We start from the raw sequence: 15383 nt of genomic DNA on the forward strand, positions 1-15383 counted from the left end.
ATCACATAGGAAACCGCATGACTGATCGTTTTGATTCTGCGTTGGCCGACACTCCAGAGCATATTGCTACCTTTTTAAAGCCTATTTTAACGGCTCCAGATTTCGATGCGACTTTATCCAAAGAGCAGTTTGAAAAGCTCCAGGCTTTGTCTGGTCTTGACGATAGCGAGCTTCGTGTCGCCCTTTTACCTTTTGCAGCAGCGTATTCCTATGCGCCGATTTCAGAGTTTTTTGTTGGTGCGATCGTTCGTGGATTGTCCGGACGCCTGTATTTTGGTGCCAACATGGAAATCATTGGAGCTCAACTTGGTCAAACCGTCCATGCTGAGCAGTCCGCTATCAGCCATGCTTGGATGAAAGGTGAAACTGGTCTGAAGGACATCACCATCAACTACAGTCCTTGCGGCCATTGTCGTCAGTTCATGAATGAGCTTACTACCGCCGATTCTTTGGTTGTACAATTGCCTCAACGTGATGAAATGACGTTACAAGAGTACCTACCAGAATCGTTCGGTCCTAAAGATTTAGGCATTACCGATGCACTAATGAGCCTAAACAACACGGGCTATCAACCGAAGAGACAGACACATTGGTTCTCGCAGCTGTTGATGCGCTTAATCAAAGCCACTCACCATATACTAAGAACCTTAGCGGCGTTGCTATTAGCACCAAAGACGGCAATACCTACAAAGGTGCTTATGCGGAAAATGCAGCATTTAACCCTAGCCTTCCTCCGCTTCAAGTTGCTTTCATGCAACTATTACTTGCAGGGCAGTCGTTCCAAGATATTCAACTCGTAGCGCTTGCAGAGATGGCCTCCGGTAAAATTAGCCACCTAGCTGACACACAAGCGACGCTTGAAGCGATCGACCCTGATATTCCATTAGAATATGTCGCTCTTTAGCCAACTGTTCTATTGAACGAAATCAGCTTTATTGAACAAAATCATAGCTTCGCCCTATCGCGAGGCTATTTTTTTAACGATTCAAATATCTCAATTTATTTTCCACGCAAACGTTTGCTTTTTGAAGATAATCCAGTATGATCCTCGGCAATTCTTCCTCATGAACGTCAAGGATTTTATATGTTTGGTACAGCAACTCGTGAAAACGCTACACGTGTACTACTGTTGGGCTCTGGTGAACTGGGTAAAGAGGTCGCCATCGAATGTCAGCGACTTGGTTTAGAAGTCATCGCCTGTGATCGCTACAAAGATGCACCAGCAATGCAAGTGGCTCACCGTAGCTATGTACTTGATATGTTGGATGGGGAAGCACTCGAAGCCATCATCGAAAAAGAAAAGCCAAGCTATGTGGTTCCTGAAATCGAAGCCATCGCAACGGACAAGTTAGTAGAGCTAGAAAGCAAAGGGCTCAATGTTGTCCCTACTGCAAATGCGACCAAACTCACCATGAACCGTGAAGGGATCCGACGCCTTGCAGCAGAAGAACTGGGGTTGAATACCTCCCCTTACCAGTTTGCAGACAACTATGACGATTTTAAAGCGGCGGTTGAACATGTGGGTGTTCCTTGTGTCGTTAAGCCGGTAATGAGCTCTTCGGGCAAAGGTCAAAGTGTTATCAAAACCGAAGCGGACATCGAGAAAGCGTGGACATACGCTCAGGAAGGCGGTCGCACTGGCGCTGGACGTGTCATCGTCGAAGGTTTCATCGACTTTGATTACGAGATCACTTTACTGACAGTACGCGCGGTTGATGGCGTTCACTTCTGTGCGCCAATTGGCCATCGCCAGGAAGATGGCGACTACCGCGAATCTTGGCAGCCGCAGGTAATGACCGAGAATGCACGTAAAGCGGCGGAGTACACGGCTGAACAAGTGGTCAACGCACTTGGTGGTTACGGTATTTTTGGTGTCGAGCTGTTCGTTAAGGGTGACAAAGTCATTTTCAATGAAGTGTCGCCACGCCCTCACGACACGGGATTGGTCACACTGATCTCTCAAGAAATGTCAGAGTTTGCTCTTCATGTTCGTGCGTTTACTGGTATGCCGGTCAACAGCATAGCGCAATATGGCCCAGCTGCCTCGGCCGTGATTCTTGGTCAAGGTACTTCGAACAACATTCGTTTTGAAGGTCTTGATGAAGTGCTAGCGCTACCACAAACTCAAGTTCGCCTGTTCGGTAAACCCGATATCGACGGTCGTCGCCGTTTAGGTGTGGTACTGACTAAACGTAAATCGCTCGAAACAGCGGTAGATGAAGCAGTGAACTGCGCGAAGAAAGTAAAAGTCATTTACTAAGTTCACGCGTTCTCTTAACGCACAAGAGCAGGCTCTGGAATGATTCAGAGCCTGCTTTTTATTATCGCCTCAGCACATTGATGCTAACGTGACTCAGACCAAACAGCAAACTCGTTGCCACTCGGCTCAGTAAAATGGAAGCGACAACCGCCGGGAAAGTCAAAGATTTCGCGAATAATCACACCTTGGTTGGCCTCAACCTTTTTGTATGTTGCCTCTATGTTGGCACTGTAGAAGACCAGCAATGCCCCGCCATTCGCTGCGGTTGAACATAAGTCCGCACGATAGAACCCACCATTCAAACCTTGATTTTCAAACGCTGTATAGTCATCGCCATAATCCTGAAAAGACCAGTCAAATACAGCAGTAAAGAAACGCTTTGTTTTGTCTAAATCACTGGCCGCAAATTCAACGTAGTCCAGTTTTACTTGCTCACTCATTTCAGCTCCATTGTTTGAGTCATCAATTACCATCCATAGTAAAAGATCTATCTCTTGAGGTTTGTGAGAAGATAGGCATTTATCTCAAACCTGCTACTGATCAGCTATGCACTAAGATTACGTAACAGGAGGTTGAGGCAGACAAATGTTCATTCGCACCCCAGGGAGTCAGACTTACCGTGCGCACTAAAGAGCTTTCGCTTTCGATGAAATTAATCGCCAAGTCATCATTAACGCTTTTTGTTGCAATGATGACAGGGTGTTTTAGCGATACACCGAATGAGCGCTTTCTTGATTACCAGGAGCGCATTGCCAACATTCAGCAAAGCGAACTCATCGCTGCCCCGGTTCTTGAGCTGGTCGAGCTTCCCGCAAAGCGTCAGCTTACCAAAGAAATACCACGTACGACTCTGGGTTTAGTGGACAGCTATCAGCTAAGAAAATGCAATCTATTTGGCTTAATTGCAGAACGCAACTCAGTGCTTGGCAAAGTTCAAGATCAGTTTAGAAACTTCGACTACCAACTGCAGCTTATTGATGGACTTGAGCGCTGCTTAACCTCAAACCAAATTGAGCCAGAGCTTAAAGAAAGTCTGCAGACAATCTTGGATGTGAAGTACCAGCACTTACCTGACTACTTTTTTAATCTTATTTACACCAGTGATGCCATGCGGCTGCAACTTAGTGGTTCGGATTGGATTGTGAAGCGAGATGCCAGCAGTGCATTACAAATTAGAGAACCATTAGAGGCTTTCAATGCTGTTGCCAAATTCATTGCTACCAGTGAACGAGGAACGCTTTCGCGCCCGCCACTACTGACTGACTATCAAGAAATACTTGAAAAACAGAACGTGATTGGGCGTTTGGCTTTTTCTTTGGAAGCGAGTGAGAGATGGTTACAAACGGTCACAGAGCAACTAAATCAATATGACAATAGCATTCCTTGTGGTAAAAACCGCGACATGTCGCGCTTTAACTATCTGGTCAACGTCTTCAACAACGTCTTTGTCAAAGAGGTGCAACCCTACCTCTCTTACCTCGATTCTGAATATCAGGCATTGTCGGCTCAAACCCTGTTTGTATCAGCACTGCTCCAGACCAGGGATGACAACGGCTACGACCTAGAGGCAAGGCATCTCGCATTCAAACAAGCAAATCGGGCACATGTCGACTACTGGAAAGGTCTTTTTAAACGCTGTGGTCGCGACTTGTCTTCAGTGGTGAGTCGATAGCAGCCTAATCTTTGTTATTCCCTCTCTCGTACGCGATGGTATCGAGCAAAGCGCGGAATGCCATTTTCAGTCCACCCATTGTGCCTAAACGTCACCGTCTTACCGATTGCTGGAGGGTTGGCTCTCTCTTCGTCGGTAAAACCCGTTCCGATATAGAGTCGAACTCCACCTTTTATCTCCACCAGCAATGCCCCCATCATGCCATCGTACTTTCCTTTTCCTGGCTTATATCCAACGACAATCCCTTCCGTATCTTGAACGGTTTTTACTTTAATTAAGCTATTGTTACGTCCAGGGTGATAAATTTCATGACGCTTTTTGAGCATTAAGCCTTCAGCGTCATCGTGGGTCACTTGTGTAAGTAAGGCTTGTAGTTCTTTGTGCGTCTCTACAACTTTTTGTTCAACACACTGAATGTGTGTGTATGGCAGCGAATCACAATAGTTTTTTAGGTAACCGTATCGCTGTTCAAATGAACCTAAATGACCGGGCGCATCAAACAGCATAAAAGTAATCGCTTGCCATTGTGATGAATCGGGCACTTTATCAAGTACTGTTTTTTGTACTTTTTCAAAGCCTCCTCTTCCTGCCCATAGCTCCCCTTCAATCGTTATCTCAGGTAGATCTTTAACGAACCATTTGGGAGCATTTAAAATGCGACCGGAGCGTGTGACCAACTCCTTCCCGGTCCAAACTGCTCGAATTCCGTCGAGTTTTTCACTGACATAATAGCTTGCAAGGTCGATATCCTGATGGTACTCCAAGGCGTTAGTGACGTTAGGGGCTTGATCGAGAAATTGAATTCCGTGCGCGTCCACTTTTGCCGCTAGTGCAGCAAAAACAACGAGTGTCGATACTTTTTCCATCGGCTTATACACGTTGACTGTCTCTCCATTCTTCTATGTAAAATGGCATTGAATTAGATGTTAGCGACAGTCTAGAAGTTTGGCGTAAATGAGATACTTACGGCGATAGGAATTACGAGTTAGGTGTGAAGAAGATTCGCAGAGAAACGTATCAATTGCATTAAGATTTGATGCAGCCCGTATTTGCTAGGAAAGCACTTCCTCTTGCTTGTTGTTAGACATAGTAAAAAGCAAAAGGAAGCGACCTTCGGATTATTGGATACCCAGTTCAGTTTTCAAAGTCGCAATGTGGTTAAGATCCATATTGTGTACTTTGAGCATCTGTTCGATCTGACTTAGCGATGCGGTTGCAGAATCATATCGTTCACAAGAGTCTGATTTTGCATCCCATGACGTGCCCTCAAGGTACAAGTCACAGTCTTGTTTTAGCCTTTCCAAGTTCGGCGTAATTTGAGCACGTTCTTGTTCAAGCTTAGCGACTTCGGCCTTGAGCTCAGCCTCGCGCTTAAACAGCTCTTGAGACTGTTCAAACATCGAGCTTTGAATGTCATTTTTACGAACCAGTTGGGTGTTTTCTTTTTCTTGTTTTACCAATTGCTGCTTTTTGCTCGACAACTGGTTTTGCAAATCGGTTTTGTCCTGTTCGAGCTTAGAAATTTGCGCCTCAAGAGCGGCAACTTGTTCTTGATGTTCCGCAACCTTCTCCTCTACCGCTTTACGAAGCTTAAGCTGCGCTTGCGACTCTGCCATTGATAGTTGCTCGGTCAATGTTTGCTCATGGTCTTCGGTTTGAGTCACGGTTTGTTGATAGCGAGATTCCAGTTCAGCGTAGCGCTGCTGCCAATCATTTTGAGTCACAGAGGCGCCAATCAGACCACCTGTTGCAATACCAAGCACCGCTGCTATCCCTATATAGAGCCTAGCTCGATTGTCTTTCTGCTCAATGACAACCACGTCATCATTCTCGGCTTGTTGGTTTTGTTGTTGCTTATCCACACCTACTCCTGGGAGTGACCATTACTATCGTATTAATTCTGAAATCACCAGCGTCGTCACGTAGATCGCAAACGCTGATAAGGCAGTGACTATGACCACTTTCTGAACCTTTTCATTAGTCCGATAGCGAAACAGCATAAAGGCAAGCACGACAAGAAAAGCGATCGCTAACAGTCGAGTCATATACATCTCCTTGTATTAGGGGAAGTCCCGAAAGCCAGATAAAACGACCTTTATGCTCACTGCACAAAGCGCCACTCTACCTCACTTCAACGAGTCTTACGTCAGAAACACTTCAAATATACCAAATGGTTGACTTTGCTACCCTATTTGCTCAAATAAAATTGTAAATTTCTTCATGACATCGCTATTTAAATACGCTACGATTGCGCTCACAGATTATCTAGTATCTAGATATTTGTTCCGATGAAGACTGCAGGAGAGTGGTAATTAACCAATTTTTAACGTTTGGTTAAAACTACCCGCCGAAGAAGTAAATCTTTCAGGTGCTTTATTCTGAGAAATCAGAACTTATCAATTGATAAGGATAAAGTGAGGACTGTAGTTGGAGGAACCTCTGGAGAGAACCGCGCTACTTGCTGGTAGAACGCGGTCGCCGAAGGAGCAAGCTCATTTCTAAAATGAGTGAAACTCTCAGGCAAAAGGACAGAGGAGAGAATAGCAACATTGAAACACTCAATTCAGTAACTGGCGCTATGCCAGTGTTTAGCGATACGAGTAGTCCGGTTCGATCATGCCATGCTTGATTGAGCGTACTGCCCTTTCTCTCTTCTCCTTAAGTTTTGTTTTATTAAGGGGAAATCATGAACAATCTTCAATCTACACTGCAAACTATTGACTCATTCGTTTGGGGACCACCACTGCTTATTTTATTGGTTGGTACCGGCGTCTACTTCACGTTTAAATTGGGTCTTTTACAGTTTCGCCACCTTCCAACTGCATTAAAGCTTATCTTTGCCAAAGACAAGTCTGGTCAGGGCGACGTGTCTAGCTTCGCGGCACTTTGCACCGCACTATCGGCCACAATCGGTACGGGTAATATCGTCGGTGTTGCAACGGCCATTAAACTTGGTGGTCCCGGCGCACTATTTTGGATGTGGCTGGCGGCTCTATTTGGAATGGCAACCAAATACGCGGAATGTTTGCTTGCCGTTAAATACCGTAAAGTGGACGACAAAGGCCAAATGCTCGGCGGTCCTATGTACTACCTTCGTGATGGTGTCGGCTCCAAGTTTCTCGCAACCATGTTCGCAGTATTTGCCCTAGGTGTAGCGTGCTTTGGTATCGGTACTTTTCCGCAAGTGAATGCCATTCTGGATGCCAGCAAGATCTCCTTTGGCGTATCACGTGAGCTTTCAGCAGCCGTACTCACACTGTTAGTCGCGTTCGTTACCCTAGGTGGTATTCAGTCAATTGCCAAAGTAGCAGGTAAGGTTGTACCAACCATGGCGGTATTCTATGTGCTGGCATGTCTTAGCGTTATCATCATGAACGCTGATAAGCTTGTGGATGCGGTACAACTTGTTGTTGTTTCAGCATTTAGTAGCACAGCAGCAACGGGTGGTTTTGTCGGCGCGAGCATCATGCTAGCGATCCAATCCGGTATCGCACGTGGCGTATTCTCTAACGAAAGTGGTCTTGGTAGTGCACCAATGGCAGCAGCAGCAGCGAAAACTGACAGCTGCGTACGTCAAGGGCTTATCTCGATGACGGGTACCTTTATCGATACCATCATCATTTGTACCATGACGGGTCTTGCACTTATTCTCACTGGCGCATGGCAAAGTGACTTTGCTGGCGCAGCAATGACAACACACGCGTTTGCGACCGGTCTTAACGCTGAGTACTTTGGCCCAATGCTGGTATCAATTGGTCTCATGTTCTTTGCCTTCACAACGATTCTTGGCTGGAACTATTACGGTGAGCGCTGTGTGGTATTCCTGATGGGCACGAAAGCCGTGCTGCCTTATAAAATCATCTTCGTAGGTTTGGTCGCCTCTGGCGCATTCCTGCATCTCGATATGATTTGGATCATCGCAGATATCGTTAATGGTTTGATGGCCATACCTAACCTGATTGGTTTGGTGCTTCTTCGCGGTGTTGTCATCGAAGAAACCAAGCTTTACTTTGCCGCGCAGTCTCGTACAAGCAAAGTTACTGCAACGGCATAATGTCGTTAGATTGATCAAAAAAGGTCTGAATAATCAGACCTTTTTTTACATAAACATAATGTCGCAATGCCATCTAATGCCGCATCAACGGCGCCGTTTAACTGCACGGCTACACTCGACATAAACGCCGAACAAGCCGCAATCAAAGCGATAATCATAAAAACCTCCTCTTTCGGTCAGTCATCATTTTATCTCTCGACTTCTATCGGCATTTACCCTTTTACGCCACGACCTTGATGATCTTGATTTCTAAATAGCACCATAACCATCGCTGGCACAAGAATCAGAACTGGGATAACCAATACTTGCAATACCAGCGAACCAACTCCACTGTGAGAAAAGGCCTTTTCCAAAACAAAGTAACCAATGAGCACAGCCAAAATAAGCACTAGTGATAACAATAGTTCTTTCAAACACATAGTGGAGCGTGGCAAACGAGCTTGGCTTGCTAGAGCAAAAAGTGACATACCTAGACACAGCCCTAACCAACTTAAGAATGATGGGAACGGCCAAACATAACAGAGAGTTGCTGCCACGATGGTAAGCACTACCCACACTCGAGTGCGAGTGAAGGTATACACTTCACTTACTGCCAAGCTCAGCGAATGTCGGATAAAGTGCCAACCCACTAACGCACCAAGCAAAGCACCAGCTAGCATATCGGAAAGGAACGCACCGCCACTAATGAACTGATAGAAGACCAACACGGCACTAACCACGACAAACGCAGACACAAAGATAGCCCGAAACCTTGATTGGATCTGGCTCAAAACTATTGCGGAGATCGATACCCAGTTAGCGATAAGCAGATCAGGAAAACTGTACCCACTGCGTTCAGTGTAATTGATAGAAGGCAAGTATGCGTGAGGGACCGGAAAGCCGAATCCTTGTTTAGCAACCAATATAAACAATGAGGTGGCGGTAACTGCGAACATCAATTGTCCGGTAAAGTGTCGCCCCCACAACCAAATAAACAGTGGTAAAAATGCGATTAAAAACAGCGGTTGAACGAGAACATAGAGGATGCTCCCACCCCACAGTACAAGCTCACGAATTTGCAGAGGCGCTTCCATTAACGACTCTTGAGCTCTCTCAAGCCAGCCAAGTTCTATTTGGTGTATCGATGGTGCGGATTCAATCAGATTATCGATAAACTGTATCGGCTGATTGCTTGCTAATTCATACATCGTTTTTACCAGTGGCCACTGCTTGGGATAGCGGTATTCAGTGGGCAAAACCGATTTCGGTTGCATTAACGCTGCAGTTCGGACTTCCACACCAAAGTGAGGTGCGAAGTAGATAGGTAGCTCTATCCCTTTTGAGTATTTTGTTGCTTCATAGGCGATGATTGCCGACTCAACATGGCATTCAAAAAATATGGCTTGCCGGGTACGCCCAAGCTCTCGGCCAACATCAACCACCAAACCGGCTTCTTCCCATGTTTCTCGTTGAGCAGTCAAACGTGGGTCTTCGTTATTTTCTATCGTTCCCCCGGGAAGCGATAACTTACCGTGATGATCTCATCTACAAGCAACAATCGATCTTTACTTCTAACGATACACAAAGACCCTCGAATCGAGGGTGCAAGTGGAGCTAGCGGCAATGGGTTATGGCTAGCTTTAGGCACAGCCTGGCCTATCGCTCTCTTACTAGGTAGTTCAGGAGATGATACTGAAGATGCAGCAAAACTCAGATTTGCAGTAAAAAGCGCGAGCAAGCACAAAAAAAACCAATGGCTCAATAATTGAGTCACGAATAATCCTAATTTATATTTTTTTCTAAGACAATGAATGTGAGGGAAAAATCCCTGCTTTTTATAGAGATTCAATGCCGATTGATTGAAATCCCAAACTTCAACCATAAGCTGTGTTGCACCAAGGTGTTCTAAGCGTGTTTGCGCTTCGACGAGCAAAGCCTCAGCGATACCGTGTTGTCTCCACGAGGGTGTCACAAACAGCTCATCGATATTGCCAACTAAACACGGCTTGCTAATGGGCGAAGTCAGTTCACAAAATTGAGCAGTAACGAAACCGACAATCTTTGGGTCGTCAGTTTTAGTTATAGAGGATGCAGCAGCAAACTCTGTTGCAGTTGCAACCAACACCAAACAATCAGGCGAATCTAAATAGCGGGCGATACTTTTTTCTTGTTGTACTTCTTCAGCAGATTTGAAGTCTATCGGTACCGCACTATGGTGGTGATCATGCAGTTCAAACATTAAATCATTTAGTGTATCGAGATCTTTAATCGTCGCAGAACGGAGTGAGATGCGAGGTGAAGTCATCGGTATACGCTCGATTTAGTGGTTAAACAAACAGGTCACAAATGTGCGCATAGTGTGAGGGTTTTGTCAGGGATGTGCAAATAAAAAAACCTAACAATTGGGCGCGCTCGTCAAGCTTAGGGAATTACTCACTATACTTACAGAAAAACTAAAGGATTGGTTATGACACTTTCTCGTTTTTGGTTGTTTATCGCTCTACTTCCTACCGGAGCTTTAAGCGCCGAGTTGCCGTTGAAATGCCGTTTAGACACATCGGCTGATCAGTTTTGGTTTTATCAAGACCAACTCGTCTTCAAGAGTGACCAATTTATTATTTTTCAGAACTTCAAAGGACGTGTAGTCACTCAGGTCGACGTTAAAACAGGCAAGTTCAGCCGTACTACCCATATCGGCGAACCTTTTGTCCCGAAGTATCAAATATTGTTTGGCACGTGCGAAGAACCGAACCATGTCCTGAAAATGTGGCACATGAGTTCGGTTCAAATGGACGAGAGGTAGTTTACTACCTCTAATTATTTCTGATTAACTCGGATGAAGCGCTTTTTCTATCTCAGATAGGCTTGCCGGATCATCTATGGTCGAAGGTACGGTGTAAGTTTCACCGTCAGCAATTTGCCTGATAACGCGACGCAGGATCTTACCTGAGCGTGTTTTTGGCAGTCTGTCGACAACCAGCGCATGCTTAAAGCACGCGACCGCACCGATTTCGGAACGCACTTTACCAACAAGCTCAGTTTCCAGTGCACCGCTATCCACTTTAACGCCGTCTTTAAGTACAACAAGACCGAGTGGCAGCTGACCTTTTAAATCATCATGGACACCGACAACCGCACATTCCGCAATCGCTGGGTGACCACCAACTATCTCTTCCATTTCACCCGTTGAGAGGCGATGCCCCGCTACGTTGATTACGTCGTCCACCCTACCCATGATAAACAAGTAGCCATCTTCATCGAGATACCCGCCGTCACCAGAGACGTAGTAACCTTCAAATTGACTTAGATAACCAGAGTCAAATCTATCGTGATTACGCCATACCGTGGTTAGGCAGCTTGGTGGAAGCGGACGTTTTAGCGACACAAAACCTTGCTGGTTGGCGCCAACGGGCTCCCCCAACTCATTCAAGATTTCGACTTTGAAACCCGGACTTGGCATGGTCGAAGAGCCCGCTTTAATTGGCATTGACTCAAGCCTACAGGATTCGATGAAATTGCCCACCCCGTTTCTGTCTGCCACCAGTGGTCAATCACAGGTTTGTTGGTGTGGCTTTGTACCCACTCTAAGGTCGGAGGGTCAAGCCGCTCACCGGCCATAAAGATGCTGTCTAAGGTGCTCAAATCATATTTATCCAGCTCTAAGCCTTCAGGATCTTCTTTCTTAATCGCTCTGAACGCCGTCGGAGCGGAAAACAGCACCTTCACCTGATACTCTTCACAAACCCGCCAAAACGCACCGGGATCTGGCGTTCGCACTGGTTTACCTTCAAACAGAATCGACGTACAACCATGAATCAGCGGAGCATAGACAATATATGAGTGTCCCACGACCCAGCCGACATCGGATGCTGCCCAAAACACCCCATCGGTTGGCATGTTGTAGATGGCATTCATGGAATATTTCATCGCAACAGCGTGACCGCCGTTATCACGTACCACACCTTTCGGTTTACCTGTTGTGCCAGAGGTATACAGAATATAGAGCGGGTCAATCGCTAATACAGGTACGCATGCGTGAGGTAGTGCGCGTTCATATTGCTCTGCCCAATCAAGATCACGCTCTTGGTTTAGCTCAGCTAAGCACTGCGGGCGCTGCAGTACGAGTACCTTATCGGGTTTCCAGCGGCTATCCATAATGGCCTGATCCACGAGCGGTTTGTATGGCAAAACCTTGTTGATCTCAATGCCACAAGAGGCTGTCATAATGACCTTAGGCTCTGCATCTTCAATTCGCACCGCCAATTCGTTAGGAGCAAAACCGCCAAATACCACAGAGTGAATCGCACCGAGACGGGCACAGGCTAGCATCGCCATCGCGGCCTCTGGAATCATCGGCATATAGATAATGACCCTATCGCCTTTTGTGACGCCTTGCGACGCAAGCATTCCCGCAATTTTTGCCACCTTGTCACGCATTACATTGTAGCTATAACGTTCTTTAACCCCGGTGACCGGTGAGTCATAAATCAGCGCCGTATTATCACCTCGACCTTGTTCACAATGATAATCTAAGGCTAGCCATGCGGTATTCATTACTCCGTCAGGAAACCAGCGTTCGATGCCGTTGTCGTCTTTCGCCAAGATGGTTTTCGGCGCTTCAAACCAATCAATATTTTCCGCTTGATGCTGCCAGAAGGATTCAGGTTGTTGCTCTGCCCATTGGTACTCTTTTTGATATGCAGACATAATGCGTCCTCCAATATGTCTTTAATAATTTGAAACGTCTTTGATCAATAACGTATCCGAAGGTACATGAACCCTGCCTTCCATTAGGATCCGCGCACTTCGACTCATAATGGCTCTTTCGACCGTCCAGCCTTGCTCAGACTGAGAAGCCACAGCACCCACCTTGAGCGTTCCCGATGGGTGTCCAAAGGTTACCCCCTCACGAGCACCACCACCCGCGGCCATATTGACCACCGTACCTTCTACGCTCGCAGCGCATGCGATAGCAACGGCTGCCGTTCCCATCATGGCGTGATGAAGCTTACCCATCGACATTGCTCTCACTAATAGATCAACATCTGCCGCCTCGATGGTTTTGTCACTTGAAGAGCGATAAGGTTTAGGTTTAGAAATAAACGCAACTTTGGGGGTGTGCTGGCGCGTTGCCGCTTGCTCAATAGAGTCAATTAGTCCCATTTTTAATGCCCCATGGGCACGAATGGTTTCGAACTTTTCAAGCCAGTCAGCATCACTATTGATGTCTTCTTGCAGCTCAGTACCTTCGAGGCCAAGTTCGGCGGCGTCGATAAAGATCGTGGGAATGCCCGCGTTGATCATCGTGGCATTGAACACGCCAACGTCCGGTACATGTAGGTCATCGACCAAGTTCCCCGTTGGAAACATCGAGCCACCACTGCTGCTTGGGTCAACAAATTCCACCGCAATTTCAGCCGCAGGAAATGTGACGCCATCGAGGAAGAAGTCGCCAAGCTCTTGGACTTCTCCATCCACCATCGGCACTTTAGCCACAATCGTTTTCTCGATATTGCTTGCCAGATGTTAATCTCTGCTATGCCATTTTCGGGGAGCACGCTTGGATCAATTAAGCCACTATGAATGGCAAACGGCGCGACTGCAGCTGATAGGTTTCCGCAGTTGCCGCTCCAATCGACGAACGCCTTATCAATCGCCACTTGACCGAATAAGTAATCGATGTGATGGTCAGGGCGGCGACTTTTCGACACAATCACCGTTTTACTGGTACTCGATGTTGCCCCTCCCATACCATCAATCTGCTTGGCATAGGGATCGGGGCTGCCGATGACACGCATCAACAGTTGGTCTCGTATGACGCCAGGCTGTTTTGCTGCTTCAGGCAAATCTTCGAGGCTAAAGAACACACCTTTGCTTGTCCCTCCGCGCATGTGCGTGGCAGGCACTTTTATTTGTTTGCTCATACTACGTCCCCTATTTCGCGAGAAAGTCTTGTGCGAATCGCTGCAGTACACCACCAGATGAATAAACGGCCACCTCGTCTTCCGTGTCTAGTCGACAAGTCACGGCAATATCGAGCTTGTTGCCATTGGCGCGCGTGACGACTAGAGCTAGATCGCAACCCGGAGCAATATCGCCGACGACATCGTAAGTTTCCGTGCCATCCAGACCTAGGGTGTTTCTATCGGTGCCCGCTTTGAACTGCAGCGGCAATACGCCCATACCGACAAGGTTCGTCCTGTGGATTCGCTCAAATCCCTCAGCAACGATTGCCTCGACGCCGGCTAGGCGAACCCCCTTAGCAGCCCAATCTCGTGAAGAGCCTTGTCCATAATCCGCACCGGCGACAATGATCAAAGGCTGCTGACGCTGCATGTAGGTTTCAATTGCTTCCCACATGCGCGTGACCTTTCCCTCTGGTTCAATTCGAGCCAATGAGCCTTGAACAACATTGCCGTTTTCAGTAACCATTTCATTGAACAGTTTGGGGTTGGCAAAGGTTGCTCGCTGAGCGGTTAAGTGATCCCCGCGATGGGTCGCGTAAGAGTTGAAGTCTTCCTCGGGTACGCTCATGCTAGTGAGGTACTCCCCTGCAGCACTGGACGCTAAGATAGCGTTAGATGGCGACAAATGGTCAGTGGTAATGTTATCTCCGAGGATGGCTAGCGGTCTCATGCCGCTCAGTGTGCGAGGCTTAGCCAGTGCCCCTTCCCAATATGGTGGTCTGCGAATGTAGGTGCTCATCTCACGCCAATCATAGAGCGGGTTTGAGCTTGCCACTTCATCATTTAGCTTGAACATTTGCAGATAGACTTGATTGAACTGTTCAGGCTTAACGTGTGCATTAACGACCGCATCGATTTCTTCATCGCTTGGCCATATATCATTAAGATAGATAGGCTTGCCTTCAGCATCGACACCCAGCGAATCTCGCTCGATATCAAAACGAATCGTTCCCGCTATCGCATAAGCAACCACAAGAGGCGGCGATGCTAAAAACGCTTGCTTGGCATAAGGGTGAATACGTCCATCGAAGTTTCGATTGCCTGACAACACGGCGGTTGTGTACAAATCGTTATCGATGATTTCTTTTTGGATTTCAGGGTCAAGCGCGCCACTCATGCCGTTACAGGTCGTGCACGCGTAAGCGACAATACCAAAGCCCAACTTTTCTAGCTCTGGCAGCAGTCCTGCTTCTTCTAAGTACAGCTTGGCAACTTTTGAGCCTGGGGCAAAGGAGGATTTCACCCAAGGTTTTCGTACCAAACCTAACTCGTTGGCTTTTTTGGCAATCAATCCAGCCGCTACCACGTTGCGCGGGTTGCTGGTGTTGGTACAAGACGTAATCGCAGCAATGATGACCGCGCCATCTGGCATGGTGTCAGACTTCTGCTCCCACGCGCCTGCGATGCCCTGTTCGCTAAGCTGCGCCGTGGGCAATCGGCGATGAGGGTTAG

Annotated in this window: 11 protein-coding genes, 4 pseudogenes and 1 riboswitch; of the genes and pseudogenes, 5 read left to right on the forward strand and 10 right to left on the reverse strand. The window is 47.0% G+C overall.

Annotation, left to right across the window (positions count from 1 at the left end; translation table 11 throughout):
* Positions 1 to 17: 17 nt before the first annotated feature.
* Positions 18 to 904 (forward strand): annotated as a pseudogene (gene cdd, locus TZ48_RS20185) (cytidine deaminase).
* 180 nt (positions 905 to 1084) lie between these two features.
* Positions 1085 to 2260 carry a formate-dependent phosphoribosylglycinamide formyltransferase gene (gene purT, locus TZ48_RS20190; RefSeq protein WP_112480439.1) on the forward strand — a complete coding sequence of 392 codons (1176 nt, stop codon included), beginning with the start codon at positions 1085 to 1087 and terminating at the stop codon, positions 2258 to 2260.
* Between the two features lie 83 nt (positions 2261 to 2343).
* Here the strand turns inward: purT and TZ48_RS20195 are convergent, their stop codons facing one another.
* Positions 2344 to 2700, reverse strand: coding sequence for a VOC family protein (locus TZ48_RS20195; RefSeq protein ID WP_112460866.1), 357 nt, complete (start codon positions 2698 to 2700; stop codon positions 2344 to 2346).
* A 206-nt stretch (positions 2701 to 2906) separates the two neighbouring features.
* On the opposite strand from TZ48_RS20195, the gene TZ48_RS20200 reads away from it, so the two are divergent.
* On the forward strand, positions 2907 to 3932 hold the full coding sequence (locus TZ48_RS20200; RefSeq protein WP_112480440.1) for a DUF3080 family protein: 1026 nt from the start codon (positions 2907 to 2909) through the stop codon (positions 3930 to 3932).
* Positions 3933 to 3946: 14 nt separating this feature from the next.
* Here the strand turns inward: TZ48_RS20200 and TZ48_RS20205 are convergent, their stop codons facing one another.
* From TZ48_RS20205 to TZ48_RS25550, 3 genes are all read right to left on the reverse strand, one after another.
* Positions 3947 to 4810 (reverse strand): DNA ligase, encoded by an 864-nt coding sequence (locus TZ48_RS20205; RefSeq protein WP_239671007.1) that lies wholly within the window; start codon positions 4808 to 4810, stop codon positions 3947 to 3949.
* Positions 4811 to 5050: 240 nt separating this feature from the next.
* Positions 5051 to 5794 (reverse strand): chromosome partitioning protein ParA, encoded by a 744-nt coding sequence (locus tag TZ48_RS20210; RefSeq protein WP_112480442.1) that lies wholly within the window; start codon positions 5792 to 5794, stop codon positions 5051 to 5053.
* Between the two features lie 24 nt (positions 5795 to 5818).
* Positions 5819 to 5977, reverse strand: a complete 159-nt coding sequence (locus tag TZ48_RS25550) for a hypothetical protein (protein WP_042501352.1) — start codon at positions 5975 to 5977, stop codon at positions 5819 to 5821.
* 384 nt (positions 5978 to 6361) lie between these two features.
* Positions 6362 to 6474: riboswitch (glycine riboswitch) on the forward strand.
* Positions 6475 to 6618: 144 nt separating this feature from the next.
* On the opposite strand from TZ48_RS25550, the gene TZ48_RS20215 reads away from it, so the two are divergent.
* Entirely contained in the window at positions 6619 to 7986 is a 1368-nt protein-coding gene (locus TZ48_RS20215) for an alanine/glycine:cation symporter family protein (protein WP_112480443.1), read from the forward strand.
* 14 nt (positions 7987 to 8000) lie between these two features.
* Here TZ48_RS20215 and TZ48_RS24495 read toward each other — a convergent pair whose 3' ends face one another.
* The 3 genes and pseudogenes from TZ48_RS24495 to TZ48_RS25555 form a co-directional block, all read right to left on the reverse strand.
* Complete coding sequence (locus TZ48_RS24495) at positions 8001 to 8144, reverse strand: hypothetical protein (RefSeq protein ID WP_162674678.1); 144 nt, start codon at positions 8142 to 8144, stop codon at positions 8001 to 8003.
* 54 nt (positions 8145 to 8198) lie between these two features.
* The gene (locus TZ48_RS20220) at positions 8199 to 9446 is read right to left on the reverse strand and encodes a bifunctional NUDIX hydrolase/phosphatase PAP2 family protein (RefSeq protein ID WP_239671008.1); all 1248 of its coding nucleotides are present in this window, start codon (positions 9444 to 9446) and stop codon (positions 8199 to 8201) included.
* 314 nt (positions 9447 to 9760) lie between these two features.
* Positions 9761 to 10270: pseudogene (locus tag TZ48_RS25555) on the reverse strand (GNAT family N-acetyltransferase); the annotation flags it as partial.
* A 162-nt stretch (positions 10271 to 10432) separates the two neighbouring features.
* Between TZ48_RS25555 and TZ48_RS20230 the strand changes: the two are divergent.
* Complete coding sequence (locus tag TZ48_RS20230; RefSeq protein ID WP_112480446.1) at positions 10433 to 10768, forward strand: hypothetical protein; 336 nt, start codon at positions 10433 to 10435, stop codon at positions 10766 to 10768.
* Positions 10769 to 10792: 24 nt separating this feature from the next.
* Here TZ48_RS20230 and TZ48_RS20235 read toward each other — a convergent pair.
* From TZ48_RS20235 to acnA, 3 genes and pseudogenes are all read right to left on the reverse strand, one after another.
* A pseudogene (locus TZ48_RS20235) lies at positions 10793 to 12672 on the reverse strand (propionyl-CoA synthetase).
* Positions 12673 to 12693: 21 nt separating this feature from the next.
* Positions 12694 to 13889, reverse strand: a pseudogene (prpF, locus tag TZ48_RS20240) (2-methylaconitate cis-trans isomerase PrpF).
* Between the two features lie 10 nt (positions 13890 to 13899).
* The coding region (gene acnA, locus TZ48_RS20245; RefSeq protein ID WP_162674679.1) for an aconitate hydratase AcnA at positions 13900 to 15383 on the reverse strand (1484 nt) is incomplete at its 5' end.

Source organism: Vibrio variabilis (genome assembly GCF_003263785.1).
Lineage (GTDB): Bacteria > Pseudomonadota > Gammaproteobacteria > Enterobacterales > Vibrionaceae > Vibrio > Vibrio variabilis.

What these genes read in the sequence shown, in the direction of transcription:
- purT (WP_112480439.1), top strand. Translation starts at nt 1,085, where the DNA reads ATGTTTGGTACAGCAACTCGTGAAAACGCTACACGTGTACTACTGTTG.
- TZ48_RS20195 (WP_112460866.1), bottom strand. Translation starts at nt 2,700, where the DNA reads ATGAGTGAGCAAGTAAAACTGGACTACGTTGAATTTGCGGCCAGTGAT.
- TZ48_RS20200 (WP_112480440.1), top strand. Translation starts at nt 2,907, where the DNA reads ATGAAATTAATCGCCAAGTCATCATTAACGCTTTTTGTTGCAATGATG.
- TZ48_RS25550 (WP_042501352.1), bottom strand. Translation starts at nt 5,977, where the DNA reads ATGACTCGACTGTTAGCGATCGCTTTTCTTGTCGTGCTTGCCTTTATG.
- TZ48_RS20215 (WP_112480443.1), top strand. Translation starts at nt 6,619, where the DNA reads ATGAACAATCTTCAATCTACACTGCAAACTATTGACTCATTCGTTTGG.
- TZ48_RS24495 (WP_162674678.1), bottom strand. Translation starts at nt 8,144, where the DNA reads ATGATTATCGCTTTGATTGCGGCTTGTTCGGCGTTTATGTCGAGTGTA.
- TZ48_RS20230 (WP_112480446.1), top strand. Translation starts at nt 10,433, where the DNA reads ATGACACTTTCTCGTTTTTGGTTGTTTATCGCTCTACTTCCTACCGGA.